Genomic DNA, 20,857 nt, shown 5'->3' with positions numbered 1-20,857 from the left:
TTTCATTTAGTGAATATGACGGACAACCCATTTACCCAAGGCTGTCTCTAGTAGATAGGTGCCGATAATGAAGCCTAGCAGATTAGTCAGGATATCACCCAAGTCAAAAATGCCAAGATGAAAGAGATACTGGCTCCCCTCAACCAGACTGATAGCCAAGGTAAAATAAGCTAAATGTTTCCATGACAGCTTGCAGAGAAAGCCCAGCGGAATGAACATAATGATATTCATGGTGGGTACCAGCTTATCTCCATAAATCCAATTATAGGTAAAAGACTGCAGGTCCAGACTGAAGCCCTGCCTGCCGATATTTTTCAAAAAGAGGGCATAGAATAGAATGAGAAAATAGAGGGTGTAACTGGCTAGCACCAGCCAACGAGGAATGTGCCGACTATAGAGGCCGCGAATAAAAAGCGAGCTAATAGCTGTCAGAGTCAGGATGATAGAAGCTGGTATCAGCAGGTTCCACTCTGGCTGATTCTTGTAAAAGACGACGGCTACGTAGGCATAAAAAAAGCGCATATAGAGCCAAGACCAAAAAATCAGACTGCCTAGGAAGGCTGCCACATCAAAGATTGTTTGTTTTTTCATCTAAAACCTCCCTTTCTTCTTTTTAAAATTATATCAAATTTCAAAGGGACATTCTATTTTTTGCTTGACTTTGATTTACAGAGATGTTATCATCTAGTTATAAAGACTAGATAAGAAAGTGATAAAGATTTGAACACTCATCAAGTTTTTCCCAAGTGGGACGAATTACCAGAACTGGAGCTATATTTGGACCAGGTTCTGCTCTATGTAAACAATGTCTGTGGCTCTTCCTTTTCAGCTGCTGACAAGGGATTGACCGCTTCTATGATTAACAACTATGTCAAGCATGGCTATATTGCTAAGCCGGTCAAGAAAAAATACCAACGCCGCCAAGTAGCTCGCTTGATTGCCATTACGACCTTAAAAACGGTCTTTTCTATCCAGGAAATCTCTGCTACTTTAAATATGCTACATAAATCAGCAGATTCGCGAGAGCTCTATGATGACTTCGTTGACTACATGAATGACAATAAACTAGAGGTGGCACCCATCATTTCCACTGCCTGCCAGACGGTCAAACTCTATCAAAAGACCTTATCCCTAATCCAAGTACCAAATGAGGAGGAAGAAAACCTTGAACTACGCGCTTAAACTCAGTAAAAAACTATCCTTTGGAGAGGAAATTGCCAACGCTGTTACACATGCGGTAGGGGCTGTTCTGATGCTGATTCTGCTGCCTATTTCGGCCATTTATAGCTATGAAGGGCACGGATTGGTGGCTGCTGTCGGAACTTCTATCTTTGTCATCAGCCTCTTTCTCATGTTCCTCTCCTCGACAGTCTATCACTCCATGTCCTATGGCTCGACCCACAAGTATATCTTGCGCATTATCGACCACTCCATGATTTATATCGCCATCGCTGGCAGCTACACGCCAGTCGTGCTGTCGCTGATGAATAACTGGTTTGGCTATCTCATCATTGCTATCCAGTGGGGCACCACCATCTTTGGCATTCTCTATAAGATTTTCGCTAAGAAGGTCAATGAAAAATTCAGCTTGGCTCTCTATCTGATTATGGGCTGGCTGGTGGTCTTTATCATTCCGCAGATTGTCGGTCAAACCGGACCAGTCTTCTGGGGACTCATGCTGGCTGGTGGCCTCTGCTATACTGTAGGAGCTGGCTTCTATGCTCAAAAGAAGCCCTACTTCCATATGATTTGGCACCTTTTCATCCTAGCTGCTTCTGCCTTGCAGTATCTGGCTATCGTATACTTTATGTAAGAGAAAAACACAAAAACCGTCTGATAATTCTCAGACGGTTTCTTTGTTTATGCTGATTATTGATTCATCCCTGCTTTTCCAGAGGACTTCTTTGCTTGTGCGCTTTTCTGATTTGCTTAAAGATTGGATATAAGATTGGGACGGCGATGACTGTGGCTAGACTAGAGCCAAATGTACCAGTAATCTCAGCTACTGCCAGTAAAAAGGCTGCTGGTAAACTACTCCCGCCAAACAGTGTTCCTGTCAGAGTGTATTTGAAAATATTGAGCACAATTTTCACCAAAGCTGCTGCTACTGCTGTCACAAGAATATTTCTTAGTTTATCCTTTCTCTGAAAAAGTTCTTCATACAGAAAATGAATCACCACGGCCACCGCAAGTGCTTCTAACAAGATAATTGGGATTTCCGCTGCATAACCATTTAGCAAGTCAAATATTCCCAATCCAATAGCAGCCGCTAAAAAACCGAGCTTACTGCCAAAAATCAGACAGCCCACTACCACCAGTGCATTTCCAAAGTGAATAAACTGAGCTCCCACAGGAATTTTAAAAAACTGAATGCTCAAAAAAATCAAAGCAGCAAATAAACTAATCATAGTTAAGGTTTGCAAATCAATTGTTTGTTTCTTCATCTTTTTCCTCCATTAAGGCTTGAAAACCAGCAAAAAGCTCTCCTAGGTAGGGCTGGTAAAAAACGCCCTTCTTTGGATCTATTTGCTCTTTAAAGCTAAGTGCCAAGCTCTTTTCAATAAACTTCAAAATCACAGGCAGGGCTTGATTGATGTCAATCCCCTGAACAAAAGCCGCAGCTACAAGTGTCGTCAGTATATCACCCGTTCCAAAAAATTGCTGGGGCAGAGCTGGACCGGAAAAGAGGTTAAACTCCTCTGTTGTCGCATCAAAATAGGCCACACCAATCTGCTTTTCTTTCATGGGCAAGCCAGTTAGCAAGACCTTGCTCGGTCCTAACTCAGCCAAACGCTTGCAGTAGTCCTCCCATCGATCTTCTGATAAACTCTCTTCGTAGGGTTCCTCTAACAACAAACAGGCTTCCGTCAAATTGGGCAGAACCAAATCGGCATGTTGGCAGAGGCGACGCATATGGTCTAGATGAGCATCTGAAAATCCCTGATAAAATGTTCCCTTATCCCCCATGATAGGATCCACGATAAGGGGCAAACTTTTTTCCTTCTTAAAGCGCAGCAAATTTTCCACCTGAATATCAGACTTCAAATATCCTGTTATCAGAGCTGAAAAGTCGAACTCCAAGCTCTGCCATTGTTTCAAAAAAGCAAGCATCCCATGCGTGTAATCATCCATATAGATGTCTGAAAAACCGCCTGTATGAGATGACAAAATCATGGTTGGCAAGAGGGCCACCTCTAGCTGGCAAATTGCAAAAAGTGGCAGGGCAGCTGTTGCGGCAACCTTACCTAAGCCAGAAATATCTGTGGCTAGAATGACTGTTCTTGTTTTCATGACTCCTCCTACTCGCTCTCTATTGTAAAATATCTGAAAATGAGTTACAATATGAAAAAATCAAATCTGTATGGGGACAGTTTTATGGTTAAAGCAAAATACCAACGCATCGTTGATAAGATTACTAAGGATATTAAAGAGGGAAAATTGGCTACTGGTCAGAAAATTCCTTCTGTCCGAAAGCTTGCAGAGCGTTACCACTGCAGTAAGGATACCGCGCAGAAGGCTCTAATTGAGCTCAAATATCAGAAGTACATCTATGCCGTTCCCAAAAGCGGCTACTATGTACTGGAGAATGCTCAGGAAGAAAAGCAGGATTTGGAGTTGCCTGTGAGGGATGACCGCCACCATGCTTATGAAGATTTCCGACTCTGTGTAAATGAAACTCTGATAGGCCGGGAAAATTATCTCTTCAACTACTACCCTCAGCAGGAAGGACTGGCAGATCTGCGTCACTCTGTGCAAAGACTAATGCTGGACTCTGCTGTCTATGCTTCTAGGGATCAGCTGGTACTGACTTCCGGCACCCAGCAGGCTCTCTATATCCTTTCACAGATTGAATTTCCCAATCAAAAAGAGCATATCTTGGTGGAGCAGCCAACCTACCATCGGATTAATGATCTTCTGCTAGCGCAAAAGCTTCCTTATGAAACCATTGAAAGGACTCCGCAAGGAATCAATCTGCAAGAACTTGAGAAGATTTTTCAAAGCGGAAAGATTAAGTTTTTCTACACTATTCCTCGTTTTCACTATCCCTTGGGTCACTCTTACAGTCGGCAGGAAAAGGAAGAGATTCTTCGGCTGGCACAGCTCTATGATGTCTATATTGTAGAAGATGACTACCTATCAGACTTTGATAGCCGGCGGGAGCTAACCTTTCATTATCTAGACAATAGCCAGCGCGTCATCTACATCAAGTCCTTTTCTACCAGCCTTTTCCCAGCCCTGAGGATTACCGCCCTGCTCCTTCCACCCCAGATTCAAAAGACCTTCATCACTTACAAAAGCGCAGTGGACTATGATAGCAACCTCATCATGCAGAAGGCCCTATCACTCTATATCGACAGTCTCATGTTTGAAAAAAATAGGCTGGCGCTGCTGCAGCTTCAAGAAGAGGAAACAAGAAAAGCCCAGATACTACTGGAACAAGCTCAGCTGCCACTATCCAGCTATCTGACCAAGGATGGCATTCTGTTAGACCTGAGGTCACTTTCTTCCGTTAGCGCTCTCAAACACAGCAACCTGCCGCTTGACTTCTTTGAACAGAGCTACCTTACTAGCTGCCCTTACCAGTATGCTAAACTGCCTTATGATAACTTAGAAGAAAATGTAGAGAAATTAAAAGACTATTTAAAATAGGTGTAGAATTCCAAATGAATTCTACACCTTTCATTTATAATCAAGCATTTCAAGACTCCATCATCCCAGCCTGTAGTTGGTACATTTTCTTATAGGTGCCATCTTGGGCTAACAATTCTTCGTGACGACCGGATTCGATAATGCGACCCTTATCTAAAACATAGATGCAGTCGGCATCTTGAATAGTAGACAATCGGTGGGCTATGGCAATGGTTGTCCGACCCCGCCGCATTTTTCTCAGTGAGGCTTGAATCAGCTCCTCTGTTTCCGAATCAATATTGGCTGTCGCCTCATCCAAAATCAAGATTTTAGGTTTGGTGGCGATGGTTCTAGCAAAGGCTAGAAGCTGCCGTTGACCGCTGGAAAAAGTCGCTCCCCGCTCAGTCACAGGGGCATCATAGCCTTGGGGTAGTTGACTGATAAAGCCATGAGCATCTACAAACTTAGCCGCTTCTATAATTTCTTCTCGCGTCAGCTGCTCTTGGTAAAGCTTGATATTGGAAGCAACTGTACCGTGATAAAGGAAGGGATCCTGCAAAACAAGGCCAATCTTTCGCCGCAACTCCGCCTGGCTATAGTCTTTAATATCACGGCCATCAATCAAAATCTGCCCCCGCTCAAACTCATAAAAACGCAGAAAGAGATTGATAATCGAAGACTTGCCAGAGCCAGTCGAACCCACAAAGGCAATCGTCTGCCCTTTTTTGACAGAAAAGGAGATATCCCGCAAAACATCTCGCTTTCCATCATAAGAAAAGGAAACATGCTTGAATTCGATGCTGCCATCTTGGATTTGCAAGTCTTGGTTAGCCTGCTCAGGCTCATAATCTGTGCGATCCATGATTTCAAAAACCCGCTCCGCAGCAACCATAGATGTCTGCAGAACAGAGTAATTCTGCATAACATCAATCAAAGGATTAAAAAGCTGATTAACACACTGGATAAAGGCATACATAATACCTGCCGTAATTCCCGCCACTTGCCAAGTCAAGCCAAAGTAAGTCAGAATCACTCCATAAGCCAAGATTTTCAGCAGAGACATGGCCGGCCTCAGAAAGAGACTGTTGATATTGAGATAGCGATTGGTAAAGCCTAAATGCTGACCGTTGATTTCTTCAAATTCCCGCATCAAGCGCTTCTCTTGCCCAAAAGCCTGAATAATCCGCATCCCTTCAATACTCTCAGATAGCTTGACATTTAAATCGCTGAGCTTATTCCGGACCTGCTTCAGCTGACGATTGGATAGATGCTGATAGAGCAAGATAGAGGCTGCCATCAAAGGCAAAAAGAGAGCGATCATCAGGGTCAATTGCCAGTTGAGGGCAAACATAGCGCTCAAAGTAACAACTAAAATCAGCAAGGAACTCAAAAAATTAGAAAAAATCTCACTGAACATATCTGCTACTGCCTGAGTATCATTAGTCAGGCGGGAAACGATAGCACCAGCTGGCGTTCGATCAAAATAAGCCATTTGCAGACGCTGGATATTGGCAAAGCTTTCCTGTCGCAAGTCCCGAACCACGCTTTGAGCCACACGCGCAAAGAAATACTTTCCCAAGAAGGTAAAAAGTACCCGCAAGAGGAAAAGGCCATAGTAAAGAGCCAGCAAAGGCAGGCCAGCCCAGGCTTGATTGCGGCCAATAAACTGATCAATAAAATAGCGAGCCAGAAGCGGCAATGCCGTTGTAACCAGAGTCGTCAGCAGGATGAAGGTCAAAGCCATGCTGCTCACTATCCTGTAGCGCCACATATAGCCTAGGAGGCGATGAAAAGTCGCTTTCTTTTTCATGTTAATCTTTCTCCTTCAAGCTTTCTGCTAGCTGCTGATTATGGTATGTCTGGGCATACCAGCCCTTTTGCTCCAGCAACTCTTGGTGGGTGCCTCTTTCCTTGATACGACCATTTTCCATGACCAAAATCAAGTCTGCATGCACCAAGGCCGACAGCCGATGAGCTGTGATGATGGTTGTCTTGCCAGCACGCTCAGACTTTAGATTTTCTAAAATCAGGTGCTCCGTCTTAGCATCAACAGCTGACAGAGAGTCATCCAAAATCAGAATATCAGGATTAGTTATAATAGCCCGACTCATCGCCAAGCGCTGCTTCTGCCCACCAGACAGAGACAAGCCACGCTCACCGACAATCGTATCCAACCCCTCTGGCATAGCCTGAATATCCTCATACACACCGCATAGTTGAGCGGCAGCTAGAACCTGACTATCTGTCAGCTGGGGATTCGCAAAGCGGATATTGTCTCGAATGGACAGAGCAAAGAGCATCTGTTCCTGTGGTACATAGCCGATGAGACGACGCAAGTCTTTGAGGCGGTAGTCTCGGATATCATGGCCATTCAGATAGATAGCCCCCTCCTGAATATCCTGCTCCCGCAGCAACAAGCGCAGAAGAGTGGTCTTCCCAGAGCCCGTCTGACCGACAATTCCCAGTGTCTGTCCCTGCTCAATGGAAAAATGAATATCCGATAAACTAGTCTCCTCTGCATAAGCAAACTTCTGAATGTCATAATCTAATCGACCATTTTCCGCATGAGAAAGGGGTTGTTCAGCTTCCTTGACATCTGACTCCTGAGCCAACAGTTTCTCAATCCGCTCATAAGAAACAGCCCCTCGCTGGCCGATGTTAAAAAGATAGCCTGTAGCCTGCAACGGCCAAACCAGCATATCCAGATAGGTGATAAAGGTAACCAACTCTCCTATGGTGAATTGCCCTTGGGAGATGAAAATTCCACCGAAAATCAAGGTCAAAACATAAGAAAGACCGATAAAAAGCAAAACCAAGGGGTCAAAAAGAGAATCGTACTTGGCAGCCAAAACGTTTTTTTCGTAGACCTCTTGATTTGTTTGGGCAAAAGACTGAGTCTCCGCCTCCTGATAGCCAAAGGACTTGGTCACTCGAATCCCTGAAACACTCTCCTGAACCTTATTGTTCAAATCCGAAAATGCCTCTTGAGCAGCCTTAAAACTTTCATGATTTTTTCGGCCAATCAAGCCCGTGCCCCATGACAAGAAGGGCATTGGCACAATGGCAATCAAGGTTAGCCGCCAGTCCAAAACGAAAAACATAGTCAGAAGGGTCACCAGGGCTGTAATAGAAGCATCCACAGCTGACATGACTCCGCCACCAGCCAGACTGACAACTGCATTGATATCGTTGGTCGCATGGGCCATCAAGTCCCCTGTTCGGTATTTCTGATAAAAAGAGGGAGACATGTGAGTAAAGTGCTCGAACAATCGAGAGCGCAAAATCCGTCCCAGACTATTGGACGTTCCTAAGATATAAAGGCGCCAGACATATCGCAGGCCATACATGATAAAAGCTGAAGCAATCAGCAACAGCAAATTAAGGAGCAGCTCTTGAGAAGTCAGATGTTTGCTAGCAATTCGGTCAATAACCTGACCGATGACTCTGGGCGGTATCAGATTGAAGACACTGACCAAGGACAAGGCTAAGATACCGATGATATAGCGCTGTTTTTCCAACTTAAAAAACCAGGCTAATTTTCTAATGAGGTTCATAATTTCTCCTATTCTTACTAGTCTTTTTATTATACTGTTTTTTGAGGAAAAATGAAACACAGCGGATTGGAGCGCTGTGCTTCGATTCTATTTTTTACTTGTCAGCTGGTAACTTACAGCCAGCAAATCAAAGATTTCCTGATCGCTCAAGGTATCATCCAAGGGCAGACTGAGCCAGTATTTCTTATTCATGTGAAAGGCCGGGTAAATACCCTTTGTCTGAATCAGTTCTGCTACATGATCATTCTTAACATTCAGCACCTCAATAGCGCCGCTTCGCTCTGCTTCAAACTTAGACCAGTCTGTGGTCAAAAAAGCTCCGTACCATTTTTTACTGTCCTGGTGACGGAAAACCCCAGCATTGGTCGAGCTATTTCTGGACGACTTCTCCCAGAGGTACTCTATTTGCCCCTGATACACCTCAGCTGCATGATCTCGCAGTCGCTTACTCTGCTCATAGAGAAAGCCAACCTCGTCAAAACAGTGCTGACGGATAGCCAGAAGAGCTGCCTGACAAGCTTCACGAACCTGACCGACAAACTCCCCCGTCACCTGCTCCATCTTGACCTGCAGATAAGCGTCATCAGTGTCACAGTCAAAAACCTGATAGTCTAGGTTCCTACCTCTAATAATTACTTCCAAGCGAAAGTCACCCTTCATAATCTCCTGCGAAAAATGGTAAGCTTCATCAGACTCCTTAAAACCGTAAGTCTGAAGCTTATCTGGATTAGCCTTGTATTTTTCAAATAATTCCAACATTTTATTAGGAGCCGCTAGAGCCCTTCTCCTCCTTAAAATACAATTTTAGTTCCATGCAGCTGGTCAACTGCCAGACTGTCTATTATTTGCTGACGATTTCCCAGATGAATGCCACCACCCGGCATTATATCAATCCGATCAGCAGCATGCTCGATTAATTCATCTAGCCAAGCAAAATGCTCCTCAATCGGCTCATTAGCAGGTCCTCCGTGGGTCAAAATTCGCTGGACACCGTTCTCAATCAGCCAGTCCATTTCGCCAAACTGGTATTCAGCTGGGATTGAATCAAAAGCCATGTGGAAGACTACTTCCAGTCCCTTGCAAGCCTCTAGCAGGCGCTGCATCTTCGAAACATCTATTTCGTTCTTCTCCGTCAAGACACCAAAAACGACTCCCTGACTGCCGGCTTCCTTGGCTTTTTGGATATCTGCCAGCATAATCTCAATTTCAAGATCCGAGTAAACAAAATCTCCGCCCCGAGGCCGAATCATTGTCATCACAGTCGCACCGTAAGGCTTGGCTAAGTCAACTGCTGCTTGAATTACGCCGTAGCTGGGCGTCGTACCACCGACAGCCAGATTATCACAGAGCTCAATCCGTTGAGCTCCCGCCTTCATAGCCTTTTCTAACAAGGTTACATTTTCCGCACAAAATTCATAAAGCATCATCTCACCTCTGACTTAATATATTGACTCCCTCTATCTATTATAACACAAGAGCTTCGCGATATCAGCTCTTATCAAATTTTCTAGCTTCTCTTTTACACCAGTCAAGCCAATGGATCTGATAGTCTTCCTTGGACAAAATGCGGTTCTGTAAGTCAGCTATAGAGAATATGCCTCTTTCTTGACAAGACTGAATACAGTATTGATAAAAGTCCCAATTAAGCTCGTCCCTATCATAATAGATGGGAATATGGGAGAGGCCAGCCTGATATGCCTTAAAGGCTCTGCTATGTCCATCAGTAAAGAAAACTTTTCCATCCATGCGCTTGACAGGTAAAGCTTCAAGTTCTTGTTGGTCAAAATCAATGCTAATCCTGTCCAGCTTTTCCCTTGAAAGGTAGAACTGACTGGGCTGGATCTGCGCTATGGGCAGGGTCAAATCAAGTGTATAGGACCTGCCTCTCTCCCTAGCATGAGTTTGATAGAAACCAAGCGACTCAAACAAACTGCGAGAGGGGAGATTGAAATCATAAATCTCTTGAACTGTTAGTTTCTGATAGCCTAGATTGCGTGCGCGCTGTATCAAAGCAGAAAGAACTTTCTTGCCAATGCCTTTCCCACGGTAGTCCGCTTTTCCAATAACAATCGGCAAATCATCTTGCCAAAAGGTCACATCCCCAATAGCCAGCCAACACTCCTGCTCCCATACTTCAATAAAATACACTTCACCTCGCGAAGCCAAATACTCATACATCCTTTGAACTCGCTCCGGCGAATAGGGCTCTCTTTTGCCATCAATCATATAAATCATGTCTGGATCTTGGTACCAGTCCAAGGCCAACTCAAACTGGCCATCATAGGCCCGCAAACGCAGATTGTCATCAATAACAATCAGCTCCTCTTGCTGGATATTAGGAATAGGCATCTTTTCTCCCTCACAATGCTATTGCTCAAATAATAGTATAAAAACTCCATTTGATTCGGAAGACTTCTTCCTCAAATGAAGTTTTCTTTTTTAGATTCCATAACCCATGCTGAACTGGATTTTAGCAGCTCCGTTCTGGAAGCTGATTTTGTTAATGCTGAATTGACTCTGCGGCAGAGCTAGAAGGAAACTATCTCCCTCCGTTGTGATAGATGAATTAGAGGCCTGCATTTGTTGCTTCAGCATGCCTGTCACCCAAGATTTAGGGATAGGAAGAGAGCCTAGCTTGGCACTATCGATTGTGATGTGCAAGACATTATCTCTCACCGTCACATCCACCTCTAGGTCCAGCTTACTGTCAATGAAGAGCAGCTTGACTGGATACTGGATGCGCAGCTTATTGCCTTCAATACTGTAAACACTGTTCAGCAGCTCCTGATTCTCAGAGTCAGTCAGAGAAGACTTGAGCACCTGATTAAGCTGGACGCTATTGAGAGAAACTTCTGTGCTGACTCCCTGAGCCGTCACATTGGCATTGCTCAAAGCTGGCTCAATAATACTCATCCAGGAAGCACTGCCTTGAACATTTTTTAATTGTTCACTTTGATTAACAGATGCAGGGACCAGAAACAGCACTGCTGCAAGCAACAGCACCAAAGCAATTCCCACTACTCTTTTTACCATTTTCATGTTTGTATTCCTTTAATTTGAGAAAATCCCTCTAGCTAAAAACACAGAAAGGATTTATCTTATTTTACACTATTTTTGCATAATTTTCTGTAACAAACATATTAAAAAGCTAACAATCCTGTGAGAAAAGGCTGGGATAGATAATCCCAGCCTCTCAATCACATAGCGCTAGTTTTACAAGGCTCATCATAGATAGCCTATTCTTATTTAATCACTTCCTGAGTCTTAGCATAGTTGGCTTCGACTGCTTCTTTTTCAGATTTCCACCAGTCTTGGTTGTCCGTGTACCACTTGATCGTCTCTTTGAGACCCGCTTCAAAGTTGGTGAACTCTGGCTTCCATCCTAGCTCATCGCGGAGCTTGCTGGCATCAATGGCATAGCGGAGGTCGTGGCCGGCACGATCTGTCACATGGTCATAAGCATCTGCTGGCTGTCCCATTTCCTTGAGAATCAGCTCCAGCACTTCCTTGTTGTTCTTCTCACCATCAGCACCAATCAAGTAAGTTTCACCGATTTGACCCTTGGTCAAAATTGTCCAAACACCTGATGAATGGTCATTAGTATGAATCCAGTCACGAACGTTTTTACCTTCGCCATAAAGTTTTGGCTTGATACCGCTCAAGATATTGGTGATCTGGCGCGGAATGAACTTCTCAATGTGCTGGTAAGGACCATAGTTGTTTGAACAGTTAGAAATCGTCGCTTTCACGCCAAATGAACGCACCCAAGCTTTAACGATCAAGTCTGAAGCTGCCTTGGTTGATGAGTAAGGTGAGCTTGGATTGTACTTGGTTTCAGCAGTAAATTTCTCACCTGGTCCTTCGCCATGACCTGGCAAATCTTCACGCAGAGGCAGGTCCCCATAGACTTCGTCAGTCGATACATGGTGGAAACGAATGTCGTATTTACGAGCTGCTTCCAAGAGTGTGTAAGTTCCGATAAAGTTGGTGTGGATAAACGGACTCGGGTCATTGAGTGAGTTGTCATTGTGGCTTTCTGCCGCATAGTGAACGATAGCATCAGCTTCGGAAGCCAGCTTATCTACCAAAGCTGCATCAGCAATATCTCCAACAACCAACTCAACGCGGTCGCCTAAAATTTCTTCAATATTAGCCCGATTACCCGCGTAGGTCAGCTTGTCCAGCACTGTCACATGAACATCTGGAAAGTTATTGTAAACATAGTGGACAAAGTTAGAACCGATAAAACCAGCTCCACCTGTCACGATAATTTTTTTGTATTCAGTCATTTTTATTCCTTAACTTTTTTATAATTGCCTTAAGTGGTAGGGACGCAAGCAAACCTCCGGTTTCATTGCTTATTTTTGAGCCTAATGTCTCAAAAATCCCCTGTCATGTAACAAACTAAATAATTTGTTACATGACTTACACCACAGCGGCAATCATTTCTTCCACTCGCTTTGCTCGGATAGGAGCTGAGCTTAATTATATATTTCAGTATCAATTAATGAATCAGAAAAGAATTCTTCTTACAAATCTTCTTTTCTTAGCGGTTTTACATCCTTGAGTAATGGATGGTTCTTGTCTGCTTCTGATACTTCTGCTTCTTCTAGGTTTTCCCACTGGATGCCTAAAGCTGGGTCTGCATAGTTGACAAAGGCATACTTAGGTTTGAGTTCCAAAGCCCAATAGTCATTCACCAGATAGCTATAGGAAACCGTGTCAGAAAGGACTTGGAAACCGTTAGCGACGCCACGCGGCACAAAAATCCCTTTGCTGGCATCGATTACTGTCTGGTAGGTATTGCCAAAGGTCTCGCCCTCACGCAGGTCTACCCAAGAACCCAGCACCTTGCCGTCATCAGCAACTGAGATGTACTTGTCCCAGGGCTCTGCATGAAGACCACGCAGGACATTTTTACGAGAAAAGCTGACATTATTTTGCAGTTTTCCTTCTGCAAAGAAGCTTTCAGGAAAGCCTAGCGGCAGCATTTTTTCCTTTTGGAAATTCTCCTTAAACCAGCCTCGATTGTCCCCACGAACAGGGATATCAAACTCCAGCATTCCAGGAATTCCAGGAACCTCACGCGCTGCTAATTCCTTATCAAAAAATTGTTCCGTCATCTTCTTATTCTTCTCCAATCAAGCGCAAGAGATAGTGGCCATACTCATTCTTTTTCAATGGCTGCGCCAATTCATGCACTTGCTCTTTAGTGATATAGCCCATACGATAGGCAATTTCTTCTAGATTTGCCACCTGAACGTTCTGCATCCGCTGAACTGTTTCGATATATTGAGCGGCTTCTAAGAGACTTTCGTGAGTTCCTGTATCCAACCAAGCAAAACCACGTCCCATAAGCTCTACAGACAAATCGCCACGATCCAAGTAAGCCTTGTTAACGTCAGTGATTTCCAGTTCTCCGCGAGGACTTGGCTTAATATTCTTGGCAATCTCTACAACATCGTTATCGTAGAAATAGAGTCCTGTCACTGCATAGTTAGAACGTGGCTGTTCTGGTTTTTCTTCAATGGAAATAGCATTCATATTTTCATCAAATTCTACTACACCAAAGCGTTCTGGATCCTTGACATGGTAGCCAAAAACAGTTGCTCCTTTTTCCTTAGCCGCAGCATTTTGGAGCATTTTACTCAGACCTGGTCCATGGTAAATATTATCCCCAAGAATCAGCGCCACGCGGTCATCTCCAATGAAATCGGCCCCAATGATAAAGGCTTGTGCCAGCCCGTCTGGACTTGGCTGCTCTGCATAAGAGAGCTTGATACCAAACTCAGAGCCATCACCCAGCAGATCCTCAAAACGAGGCAGATCCGTCGGAGTGGAGATAATCAAGATGTCCTTGATACCAGCCAGCATAAGAGTTGACAGTGGATAATAAATCATGGGCTTGTCATAAACCGGCATGAGCTGTTTTGACGCAGCGCGGGTCAATGGGTACAAACGTGTACCAGAACCACCTGCAAGAATAATACCTTTCATATGAGTTTCCTCTCTTAATGTATTCTCCTTATTCTACCATTTTTGAAAGCGGATGTCATCCTTTTCACTACCCTTAAATAAAAGAAAAAGAGCGGATATTCCGCTTTCTTCCGCTCTTTGATTCCAAGTTGGCATCACCCCAAAGCCACATCCAAAACCATCATGAGAACAAAGCCCACCATGAGACCTAAAGTCGCCACATCAGTATTGCCATTTGTCTGCGAATCCGGTATCAGTTCCTCTACCACCACGAAAATCATAGCTCCTGCTGCAAAGGAAAGGGCATAGGGCAGAATAGCCGTCATGGCCATCACAGCAACTGCTCCTAGAACAGCTCCGATTGGCTCTACAATCGCGGACATAGAACCCCAGTAAAAGGCTTTAAGTCGAGACTTGCCGTCTGTCCGAATCGGAATGGACAAAGCCGCTCCTTCTGGGACGTTTTGCAGTCCAATTCCCAAAGCTAGACCAATCGCGCCGACAAAGGCTTCTGGACTAGGATTGGCGGCCAAAGCACCAAAGGCTACTCCGACTGCCAAACCTTCTGGAAAATTGTGAATGGTAATGGCTAAGAAAAGCAGAGCCGTCTTGGACAGCTTCTTTCGGCTATGCTCAGGAACACTCTCTGCCTCCGAAATGTCTTTGCTCAAGTGCAAGTGAGGTACCACTGCATCAATCAACCGCAGGAAAAAACCTCCCACTAGAAAGCCAATCGCTGCCGGCAGCCAGGACAGCTTGCCATAAGAACTTTGGGCATACTCAATCGACGGTGCCAGAAGCGACCAAAAGGAAGCCGCAATCATGACGCCTGCCGCAAAGCCCATCATAATATCCAGCAACTTGCGACTGACCTGTTTAAAGAAAAATACAACAGCCGAGCCTACAATAGTACACCCCCATGTAAAAAGCCCAGCCAAGAGTGCCTGCATAACCACAGGCTGCGATCGTAACCAGTCCATAACTTCTCCTTATTCTCTAAAATCAATCATACAAAATCGTCTTAGTTTCCCCGATACAGTGTTTTTCCTCATTCCAGTAATGAATCCGCTCAAAAGATCCTTTCCGCCAGTAGAGGGGCAGACGTTCACGTATGTCGTCCTGCATATCTATTTGGTCAAGTTCAGAAATCTTCCACCATTTTGGTTCCCCTTCATGATCGTTTCCCCTGACTTGCCCCTCAAAGGCAGTACAAAGAAAATCGTAATACACATACCGTTCTTCTTTACTCGGATTAGTGAAGCCTGAAATTCCCTTCAATTCCATGTTTAGAGCAGTTAGCCCCGTTTCTTCTTTTAATTCGCGCCTTGCAGCTTCAAAAAAAGATTCTGGAAACTCCACTTTCCCGCCCGGTTGTATCCACCCTTTAAAATTATCATGCTGGCGATTAAGCAGTAGGATTTCTTCATCTTTTTTTACACAAATATTGACCCAATTCAAAATGGTTTCTGTCATATCAAACCTTCTTCACATACCGTTCGATAGGATAGTCAGCTGGATTCAGCAGCCCCGCTTCTCCTAGAGCCATCTGGGCCAATTGGCGTCCGATAAGCGGGCCAGTTGTCAGACCAGAAGAGCCTAATCCGCTGGCAGCGTAGACATGCGGTAAGTCTGGAACAGCTCCAAAGAAAGGTGCAAAGTCGCTGGTATAAGCCCGTGTTCCCACGCGCTCACCTAGAATCTCTGCATTAGACAACCTTGGCAAGTAAGTTTCCGCTTCTCGCTGCAACTGATCCAGCACTTTCTTATCTACCTTCAAATCAAAACCCTGATCATTTTCATGACTGGCACCGACACTGACCTTACCTGCTAGAAAAGGAATGATATCCAACTCGCCCTCAGGCATCACAACAGGGTAGTCATCTGTCTTTTCAGCCAGCTTAAAATCACGTAGCTGTCCTTTTTGCGGGCGAACATCTGTCTTATAGTCCAGTGGCTGCAAGATTTCTCCCAGCCATGCCCCCACAGCTAAGATAACACAGTCAAAGTCGTGTCCGTCCACCAGAAGTTGCTCTCCTTCTACTGTCAAGCTTACCTTTTTTTCAACTAGCTCTGCTTTGCTGGCTTTCAGAAGTGTCTCCGTCAAGAGTGCCCCCTCCACACGGGCACCGCCGGAAGCATAGAGAAGCCGCTCAAAACCTTGCAAGTCTGGAAATTTTTCCTGGGCTTCCTGACGGCTGAGAAGACTCAAGTCCCCTATTAAGGGCGACTCTTCTCGATGATTAGCAGCCAAATCATAAAGCTCCTGCAGCTTGCTCTCATCCTTTTTCAGCAGATAAACACCTGTCTGTTGGTAAAAGTCTGTCTGAATACCAGCCGCTTTCAGATCCGCAATCAAGTTCTGATAAAAATCAGCGCCCAAACGCGCCATCCTGTACCAAGCCTTATTGCGACGTTTGGAAAACCAAGGACTTATAATGCCAGCGGCTGCCTTGGTCGCCTGCCCCTTGCCGTCATCAAAGACAGTCACTTCCACATCTGGGGATTTGGACAGATAATAAGCCGCTGTTGAGCCGACAATCCCAGCTCCAATCACTGCTACTTTTTTCATGTCGCTCCCTCTCAAATATGTCGGAAAGGATTGGTCCAAGCCTGACTAGCCAGAATCTCAATCTCCCATCCCTCTTCTGCCTTCCAAAGATCAAATTTTTCTTTCAATTTTTCCGTAAAAAGAACCTCAATATGGTGTCCAGGATCCATCGCTAAAAGTCCTTCTGTCAGCATTTCCTGAGCTGTGTGATAGTAAATATCACCTGTAATGTAGACCTGCGCTCCCTTGGCAATGGCCTCTTGATAAAAGGACTGACCGCTGCCACCGCAGATAGCTACACGCTCAATCACGCGTTCGAGATCCTCTTCTTCATAAGCGACCATACGCAAGCTATCTAGTCCAAAAGTTGCCTTGACCTTAGCCGCAAAGTCCCCAAAGGTCTGAGGAGCAATCTTTCCCACACGACCAATACCGTGTTCTGGCCCCGTCCGACTAAGATAACTTGTCTCCTCAATCTCAAGAAGCTGGCAGAACCAGTCATTAAGACCATCCTCCACAACATCGATATTGGTATGACTGACATAAACAGCAATATCATGCTTGATGAGGTCTAAAATCATTTGATTTTGTGCCTTATCCGCTACTAGGTCCTTTAGTGGGCGAAAAATAGGAGCATGCTTAACGATAATCAGTCCAGCATTTGCCTCAATAGCCTCCGCCACCGTCTGCTCACGAATATCCAGCGCCACTAGAACCTTGTCCACTTCCTTATCCAAAGTCCCGATTTGCAGACCTGAAATGTCGCCCTCCATGGACAGTTCTTGCGGGCAATAGGCTTCATATCGGGTGATGATTTCACTTGCTAACATGGAGCACCTCCTTGATACTTTCGATTTTTTGGGACATAGCAGAGCGTTCCAGCTCATTCTTTTCTGGGATATGAGCCAGTGCTTCTTCGAGTTTTTTCAGTTCTTTCTGCCATCTTAACTGAAAAGCAGGTAATTGTTGCTTCATCAGAAAAGGTCCGAAACGCTTTTCTTGCTCTGTCAAAGTTTGCTGGCCTGCTTCTGCCACTAGGATTTCATAAAACTTCCCAGCCTCTTCTAAGATATCCTCAGCCAGCAAGCGAAAGCCGTTAGATACCAGCCAGCTGCGAAGCTCATCCTCTCGGTTATTAGGCTGCAAAATCAAGCGGGAAATAGACCCAAGCTTAGCTCTGCCATTTTCCAAAATCTCTGAAATCAAGCGACCACCCATGCCAGCGATAACGATGGTGTCAATCTGATCCTCTGCTTCCAAAGCCGCCAGACCATTGGCCAAACGAACCTCAATCTGCTCCGTCAGCCCATGCTCTGCCACATTTTTCTGGGCAGACTGAAAAGGGCCTTCTACCACTTCACCGGCCAGAGCCTTCTCAATCCGTCCTTGCTGAATCAGGTAAATAGGCAGATAGGCATGATCACTCCCAACATCCAGCAACTTTGCCCCATCCGGCACAAAAGCAGCTACTCGCTCCAAGCGTTGGGAAATAGTCTTTTTTTGCATTGTTTACTCTTTTCTAAACATTCTTCTATTCAGTATATCATTTTTAAGGGTATAAAAAAAGCAGCGCAGGAAAAATCAGCCTGTTGATAAATTGATTTTGTCTCGCCACTTGTCACTTTTTTATTTGATTTCTTGATACTCGGCAGCTAAACCGCGCTGGACTGCCGGACGAGCTGCAATCTTCTCCGCCCAAGCAGATAGATGTTTGTAGGATGCAGCATCCAAGAACTCAGCTGCGCCTGGATAGAGCTTATCCTGCACTAACTGACCATACCAAGACCAGATAGCAATATCAGCAATACTGTAGTCATCTCCAGCGATATAAGCTTTCTTGGCCAATTCTTTGTCCAATAAATCCAGCTGTCGCTTGGCTTCCATCGTAAAGCGGTTGATGGGATATTCTAGCTTTTCTGGAGCATAGTTAAAGAAATGACCGAATCCGCCACCCAAGAAGGGCGCCGCGCCTGTCTGCCAGAAGAGCCAGTTGAGCACCTCAGTCCGACCAGCCAAATCTGACGGAATCAGCTTCCCAAACTTCTCTGCCAGATAGAGCAGAATATTGGCTGACTCGAAGACAGGAATCGGCTTATGACCTGACTGATCCAACAAGGCCGGAATCTTAGAGTTGGGATTGATTTTCACAAAATCTGAGCCAAACTGGTTGCCGTCCATAATGCTAATCTTATAAAGGTCATAGGTTGCCTCTGTCACACCCGCTGCCAGTAGTTCCTCCAGCATAATCGTCACCTTGACCCCATTAGGAGTCCCAAGTGAATATAGCTGAAAAGGCTCTTTACCGACAGGAAGCTTCTGCTCAAAGCGCGCGCCAGCAGTAGGCTGATTGATACCTGAAAATTTTCCTTGGTCGCTGTCCGCAGCAGACCAGACTTTCGGCAATTGATAGGTCATACTTTTCTCCTTTTTTATAAAACCAAGGGCCTGTCGTATCTAACAGGCCACCATAAATCTAATAAAATCAGTCCTTCCACAAATTCATGGCATTGAGGAAATCATCTGAAACTGTCACATTTTGAGGATTAGCTGCTTCACGTTCTTCCCGTTTGGCTTCTACCTGAGCAAGTGTAGTGATACCTTCCTTGCGCCAATTGCGCAAGATAGCCTGAATATACTTCCAGTTGGCTTTGCCATTAAACACAGCCTCACGAAGGGCAGCCTTGATCAAGTCAGGATTCGTTTTGTCGTCTTGAACAGTCTTGGTCAAGTCCTCAATTTCAAAGGGTGTCAGGAGACGGCCCAACTCCTGCTGAAAGGTCTCCACCAAGTCTTTCAAGACATTCTGAGGCGCCTTTGCTACAGTCTGATGACCGCTTTTTGCTGCCAGCAGTTCATCCAGCTTTTCCAAAGCCGGTGAAGCATCAAAGATAACCTCTGTCTCTCCATTCAGCTCAATAGTCTTATACTGTAAGAGACCTTTCTCCGTCAAATGGGACATAGAGCGATTGACTTCCGACAGGGTCTTGCCAATATGCTCCGCAATCTGACTAGGCGCCAGCTCTTCCAGAGAAGTAGTATTTTGCAGATAGAAAAACTGCCAGACCAAAAAATCATCGCTGGAATCAAAGATGTCCTTAAAATGTAAAAGAAAGGCACTCGGGATTACAAGATTGCCCGATTTAAAAGCTGATAAATAAGTCATGTCACCTCTTATAGATAAGCAAAAAACGATACATCATTTTCAGGGCTCTCCCAGTCGAAAGGTGTCTCCTGATAGACAGCATAATTAACCCAATTGCTGAAAAAGAGTGCAGCGGCCGAACTCCAGCACAAGGTCGGTGTCGTATGGACATCATCGTTTTTGAAATAATTCTCTGGAATGTGTGGATTCTTCCCTGCCTTCAAATCACGGAAATACTCCTTGGATAGAGTATCACGGTCGTATTCCATGTGACCGAAACTATATACCTCTCGCAAGTCCCGGCTAGCCAGCACAGAGAGACCAGTTTCTTCACCAAATGAGAGAATTTCCAGATTAGTCAGATTGACAATATCTTCCTTCAGAACTTCAGTATGACGGGAATGCGGCGCATAAAACTCATCGTCAAAACCTCGAAAAAGCAGATTGCTGCTATCAGCTGACTGGCTATAGACACCCGATAATTTGCGCGTCATCTGGTGCTTGTCCACGCCGTAGCGAGCGTAAAGTCCAGCCTGAGCCCCCCAGCAGATATGCAGAGTCGAAAAGACATGGGTCTTGGACCATTCAATCACCTGCTGGAACTCTTCCCAATAGTCCACCGCTTCAAAAGGCAGATGCTCTACCGGTGCACCAGTGATAATCAAGCCATCAAAATAGCGATTTTTAACCTCATCAAAAGTCTTATAGAAAGTCTCCATATGCTCTGCGCGTGTCGTTTTAGACTGATGAGAGCTCATGTAGAGGAAGTCAATAGTCAACTGCAGCGGGGTATTAGCCAAATGGCGCAGTATCTGAGTCTCCGTCACCATTTTCTGGGGCATGAGATTGAGTACCAGAATATTCAGAGGGCGGATATCCTGATGGTCCGCCCTGTCGTCATCCATGACAAAGATATTCTCAGAACTTAAAATGTCAACAGCTGGCAGTTTCTTATTAATCTTAATCGGCATGAAAATATCTCCTTCAATCGTTAGAAAGGCTTGGAAA

23 protein-coding genes are annotated in these 20,857 nt (G+C 44.9%); 3 read left to right on the top strand and 20 right to left on the bottom strand.

What is annotated here, in order from left to right; translation table 11 throughout:
* Window positions 1-6 precede the first annotated feature (6 nt).
* Window positions 7-591 carry a VanZ family protein gene (locus O3627_RS02075; protein ID WP_125382399.1) on the bottom strand — a complete coding sequence of 195 codons (585 nt, stop codon included), beginning with the start codon at window positions 589-591 and terminating at the stop codon, window positions 7-9.
* A 129-nt stretch (window positions 592-720) separates the two neighbouring features.
* On the opposite strand from O3627_RS02075, the gene O3627_RS02070 reads away from it, so the two are divergent.
* Window positions 721-1,182: a DUF1836 domain-containing protein gene (locus O3627_RS02070; protein ID WP_125382401.1), complete on the top strand. Its 462-nt coding sequence runs from the start codon at window positions 721-723 to the stop codon at window positions 1,180-1,182.
* Window positions 1,166-1,813 (top strand): hemolysin III family protein, encoded by a 648-nt coding sequence (locus tag O3627_RS02065; protein WP_371621254.1) that lies wholly within the window; start codon window positions 1,166-1,168, stop codon window positions 1,811-1,813. The genes O3627_RS02070 and O3627_RS02065 overlap by 17 nt, the downstream gene beginning before the upstream one ends.
* A gap of 64 nt (window positions 1,814-1,877) precedes the next feature.
* Here O3627_RS02065 and O3627_RS02060 read toward each other — a convergent pair whose 3' ends face one another.
* A complete protein-coding gene (locus O3627_RS02060) occupies window positions 1,878-2,444 on the bottom strand; it encodes an ECF transporter S component (RefSeq protein ID WP_125382403.1) in 567 nt (188 codons plus the stop codon).
* On the bottom strand, window positions 2,425-3,291 hold the full coding sequence (locus O3627_RS02055) for a pyridoxamine kinase (protein WP_002906338.1): 867 nt from the start codon (window positions 3,289-3,291) through the stop codon (window positions 2,425-2,427). Before O3627_RS02055 ends, O3627_RS02060 begins: the two co-directional genes overlap by 20 nt.
* Before the next feature lie 39 nt (window positions 3,292-3,330).
* On the opposite strand from O3627_RS02055, the gene O3627_RS02050 reads away from it, so the two are divergent.
* Entirely contained in the window at window positions 3,331-4,650 is a 1,320-nt protein-coding gene (locus tag O3627_RS02050) for a PLP-dependent aminotransferase family protein (protein WP_002906337.1), read from the top strand.
* Window positions 4,651-4,699: 49 nt separating this feature from the next.
* Here the strand turns inward: O3627_RS02050 and O3627_RS02045 are convergent, their stop codons facing one another.
* The 17 genes from O3627_RS02045 to metA all read right to left on the bottom strand — a co-directional run bounded on the left by O3627_RS02045 (window position 4,700) and on the right by metA (window position 20,820).
* The gene (locus O3627_RS02045; RefSeq protein WP_125382404.1) at window positions 4,700-6,439 is read right to left on the bottom strand and encodes an ABC transporter ATP-binding protein; all 1,740 of its coding nucleotides are present in this window, start codon (window positions 6,437-6,439) and stop codon (window positions 4,700-4,702) included.
* Between the two features lies 1 nt (window position 6,440).
* Entirely contained in the window at window positions 6,441-8,183 is a 1,743-nt protein-coding gene (locus O3627_RS02040; RefSeq protein WP_125382406.1) for an ABC transporter ATP-binding protein, read from the bottom strand.
* An 87-nt stretch (window positions 8,184-8,270) separates the two neighbouring features.
* On the bottom strand, window positions 8,271-8,942 hold the full coding sequence (locus tag O3627_RS02035) for an MmcQ/YjbR family DNA-binding protein (RefSeq protein ID WP_002906334.1): 672 nt from the start codon (window positions 8,940-8,942) through the stop codon (window positions 8,271-8,273).
* 32 nt (window positions 8,943-8,974) lie between these two features.
* Window positions 8,975-9,607 carry a copper homeostasis protein CutC gene (locus O3627_RS02030; protein WP_032915881.1) on the bottom strand — a complete coding sequence of 211 codons (633 nt, stop codon included), beginning with the start codon at window positions 9,605-9,607 and terminating at the stop codon, window positions 8,975-8,977.
* Between the two features lie 64 nt (window positions 9,608-9,671).
* Window positions 9,672-10,532 (bottom strand): GNAT family N-acetyltransferase, encoded by an 861-nt coding sequence (locus tag O3627_RS02025; protein ID WP_343091798.1) that lies wholly within the window; start codon window positions 10,530-10,532, stop codon window positions 9,672-9,674.
* 90 nt (window positions 10,533-10,622) lie between these two features.
* On the bottom strand, window positions 10,623-11,222 hold the full coding sequence (locus O3627_RS02020; RefSeq protein WP_002920904.1) for a hypothetical protein: 600 nt from the start codon (window positions 11,220-11,222) through the stop codon (window positions 10,623-10,625).
* Window positions 11,223-11,425: 203 nt separating this feature from the next.
* Window positions 11,426-12,472, bottom strand: coding sequence for a dTDP-glucose 4,6-dehydratase (gene rfbB / locus O3627_RS02015; RefSeq protein WP_002906330.1), 1,047 nt, complete (start codon window positions 12,470-12,472; stop codon window positions 11,426-11,428).
* Between the two features lie 240 nt (window positions 12,473-12,712).
* Window positions 12,713-13,306, bottom strand: coding sequence for a dTDP-4-dehydrorhamnose 3,5-epimerase family protein (locus tag O3627_RS02010; protein WP_125382411.1), 594 nt, complete (start codon window positions 13,304-13,306; stop codon window positions 12,713-12,715).
* A gap of 4 nt (window positions 13,307-13,310) precedes the next feature.
* A complete protein-coding gene (gene rfbA / locus O3627_RS02005) occupies window positions 13,311-14,180 on the bottom strand; it encodes a glucose-1-phosphate thymidylyltransferase RfbA (protein WP_002897349.1) in 870 nt (289 codons plus the stop codon).
* 134 nt (window positions 14,181-14,314) lie between these two features.
* Window positions 14,315-15,139, bottom strand: coding sequence for a ZIP family manganese transporter TmpA (gene tmpA, locus O3627_RS02000; protein ID WP_125382413.1), 825 nt, complete (start codon window positions 15,137-15,139; stop codon window positions 14,315-14,317).
* A 22-nt stretch (window positions 15,140-15,161) separates the two neighbouring features.
* Window positions 15,162-15,632: an 8-oxo-dGTP diphosphatase gene (locus O3627_RS01995; RefSeq protein ID WP_125382414.1), complete on the bottom strand. Its 471-nt coding sequence runs from the start codon at window positions 15,630-15,632 to the stop codon at window positions 15,162-15,164.
* A gap of 1 nt (window position 15,633) precedes the next feature.
* The gene (locus O3627_RS01990) at window positions 15,634-16,728 is read right to left on the bottom strand and encodes an FAD-binding oxidoreductase (protein ID WP_125382416.1); all 1,095 of its coding nucleotides are present in this window, start codon (window positions 16,726-16,728) and stop codon (window positions 15,634-15,636) included.
* An 11-nt stretch (window positions 16,729-16,739) separates the two neighbouring features.
* Window positions 16,740-17,537, bottom strand: a complete 798-nt coding sequence (locus tag O3627_RS01985; protein ID WP_125382417.1) for a Nif3-like dinuclear metal center hexameric protein — start codon at window positions 17,535-17,537, stop codon at window positions 16,740-16,742.
* Window positions 17,524-18,213 carry a tRNA (adenine(22)-N(1))-methyltransferase TrmK gene (locus tag O3627_RS01980; RefSeq protein ID WP_343091799.1) on the bottom strand — a complete coding sequence of 230 codons (690 nt, stop codon included), beginning with the start codon at window positions 18,211-18,213 and terminating at the stop codon, window positions 17,524-17,526. Before O3627_RS01980 ends, O3627_RS01985 begins: the two co-directional genes overlap by 14 nt.
* Window positions 18,214-18,333: 120 nt before the next feature.
* On the bottom strand, window positions 18,334-19,122 hold the full coding sequence (gene yghU / locus O3627_RS01975) for a glutathione-dependent disulfide-bond oxidoreductase (RefSeq protein WP_343091800.1): 789 nt from the start codon (window positions 19,120-19,122) through the stop codon (window positions 18,334-18,336).
* Between the two features lie 67 nt (window positions 19,123-19,189).
* Window positions 19,190-19,870, bottom strand: a complete 681-nt coding sequence (locus O3627_RS01970; RefSeq protein ID WP_343091801.1) for a DnaD domain-containing protein — start codon at window positions 19,868-19,870, stop codon at window positions 19,190-19,192.
* Between the two features lie 8 nt (window positions 19,871-19,878).
* On the bottom strand, window positions 19,879-20,820 hold the full coding sequence (metA, locus tag O3627_RS01965; RefSeq protein ID WP_343091802.1) for a homoserine O-succinyltransferase: 942 nt from the start codon (window positions 20,818-20,820) through the stop codon (window positions 19,879-19,881).
* Window positions 20,821-20,857 lie beyond the last annotated feature (37 nt).

The sequence above is a fragment of the Streptococcus sp. 27098_8_82 genome (assembly GCF_041431615.1).
Taxonomy (GTDB): domain Bacteria; phylum Bacillota; class Bacilli; order Lactobacillales; family Streptococcaceae; genus Streptococcus; species Streptococcus sanguinis_K.
This window is presented reverse-complemented; position numbering and strand designations above follow the sequence as displayed.

What these genes read in the sequence shown, in the direction of transcription:
- O3627_RS02075 (WP_125382399.1), bottom strand. Translation starts at nt 591, where the DNA reads ATGAAAAAACAAACAATCTTTGATGTGGCAGCCTTCCTAGGCAGTCTG.
- O3627_RS02060 (WP_125382403.1), bottom strand. Translation starts at nt 2,444, where the DNA reads ATGAAGAAACAAACAATTGATTTGCAAACCTTAACTATGATTAGTTTA.
- O3627_RS02055 (WP_002906338.1), bottom strand. Translation starts at nt 3,291, where the DNA reads ATGAAAACAAGAACAGTCATTCTAGCCACAGATATTTCTGGCTTAGGT.
- O3627_RS02050 (WP_002906337.1), top strand. Translation starts at nt 3,331, where the DNA reads ATGAGTTACAATATGAAAAAATCAAATCTGTATGGGGACAGTTTTATG.
- O3627_RS02045 (WP_125382404.1), bottom strand. Translation starts at nt 6,439, where the DNA reads ATGAAAAAGAAAGCGACTTTTCATCGCCTCCTAGGCTATATGTGGCGC.
- O3627_RS02040 (WP_125382406.1), bottom strand. Translation starts at nt 8,183, where the DNA reads ATGAACCTCATTAGAAAATTAGCCTGGTTTTTTAAGTTGGAAAAACAG.
- O3627_RS02035 (WP_002906334.1), bottom strand. Translation starts at nt 8,942, where the DNA reads ATGTTGGAATTATTTGAAAAATACAAGGCTAATCCAGATAAGCTTCAG.
- O3627_RS02030 (WP_032915881.1), bottom strand. Translation starts at nt 9,607, where the DNA reads ATGCTTTATGAATTTTGTGCGGAAAATGTAACCTTGTTAGAAAAGGCT.
- O3627_RS02025 (WP_343091798.1), bottom strand. Translation starts at nt 10,532, where the DNA reads ATGCCTATTCCTAATATCCAGCAAGAGGAGCTGATTGTTATTGATGAC.
- O3627_RS02020 (WP_002920904.1), bottom strand. Translation starts at nt 11,222, where the DNA reads ATGAAAATGGTAAAAAGAGTAGTGGGAATTGCTTTGGTGCTGTTGCTT.
- rfbB (WP_002906330.1), bottom strand. Translation starts at nt 12,472, where the DNA reads ATGACTGAATACAAAAAAATTATCGTGACAGGTGGAGCTGGTTTTATC.
- O3627_RS02010 (WP_125382411.1), bottom strand. Translation starts at nt 13,306, where the DNA reads ATGACGGAACAATTTTTTGATAAGGAATTAGCAGCGCGTGAGGTTCCT.
- rfbA (WP_002897349.1), bottom strand. Translation starts at nt 14,180, where the DNA reads ATGAAAGGTATTATTCTTGCAGGTGGTTCTGGTACACGTTTGTACCCA.
- tmpA (WP_125382413.1), bottom strand. Translation starts at nt 15,139, where the DNA reads ATGGACTGGTTACGATCGCAGCCTGTGGTTATGCAGGCACTCTTGGCT.
- O3627_RS01995 (WP_125382414.1), bottom strand. Translation starts at nt 15,632, where the DNA reads ATGACAGAAACCATTTTGAATTGGGTCAATATTTGTGTAAAAAAAGAT.
- O3627_RS01990 (WP_125382416.1), bottom strand. Translation starts at nt 16,728, where the DNA reads ATGAAAAAAGTAGCAGTGATTGGAGCTGGGATTGTCGGCTCAACAGCG.
- O3627_RS01985 (WP_125382417.1), bottom strand. Translation starts at nt 17,537, where the DNA reads ATGTTAGCAAGTGAAATCATCACCCGATATGAAGCCTATTGCCCGCAA.
- O3627_RS01980 (WP_343091799.1), bottom strand. Translation starts at nt 18,213, where the DNA reads ATGCAAAAAAAGACTATTTCCCAACGCTTGGAGCGAGTAGCTGCTTTT.
- yghU (WP_343091800.1), bottom strand. Translation starts at nt 19,122, where the DNA reads ATGACCTATCAATTGCCGAAAGTCTGGTCTGCTGCGGACAGCGACCAA.
- O3627_RS01970 (WP_343091801.1), bottom strand. Translation starts at nt 19,870, where the DNA reads ATGACTTATTTATCAGCTTTTAAATCGGGCAATCTTGTAATCCCGAGT.
- metA (WP_343091802.1), bottom strand. Translation starts at nt 20,820, where the DNA reads ATGCCGATTAAGATTAATAAGAAACTGCCAGCTGTTGACATTTTAAGT.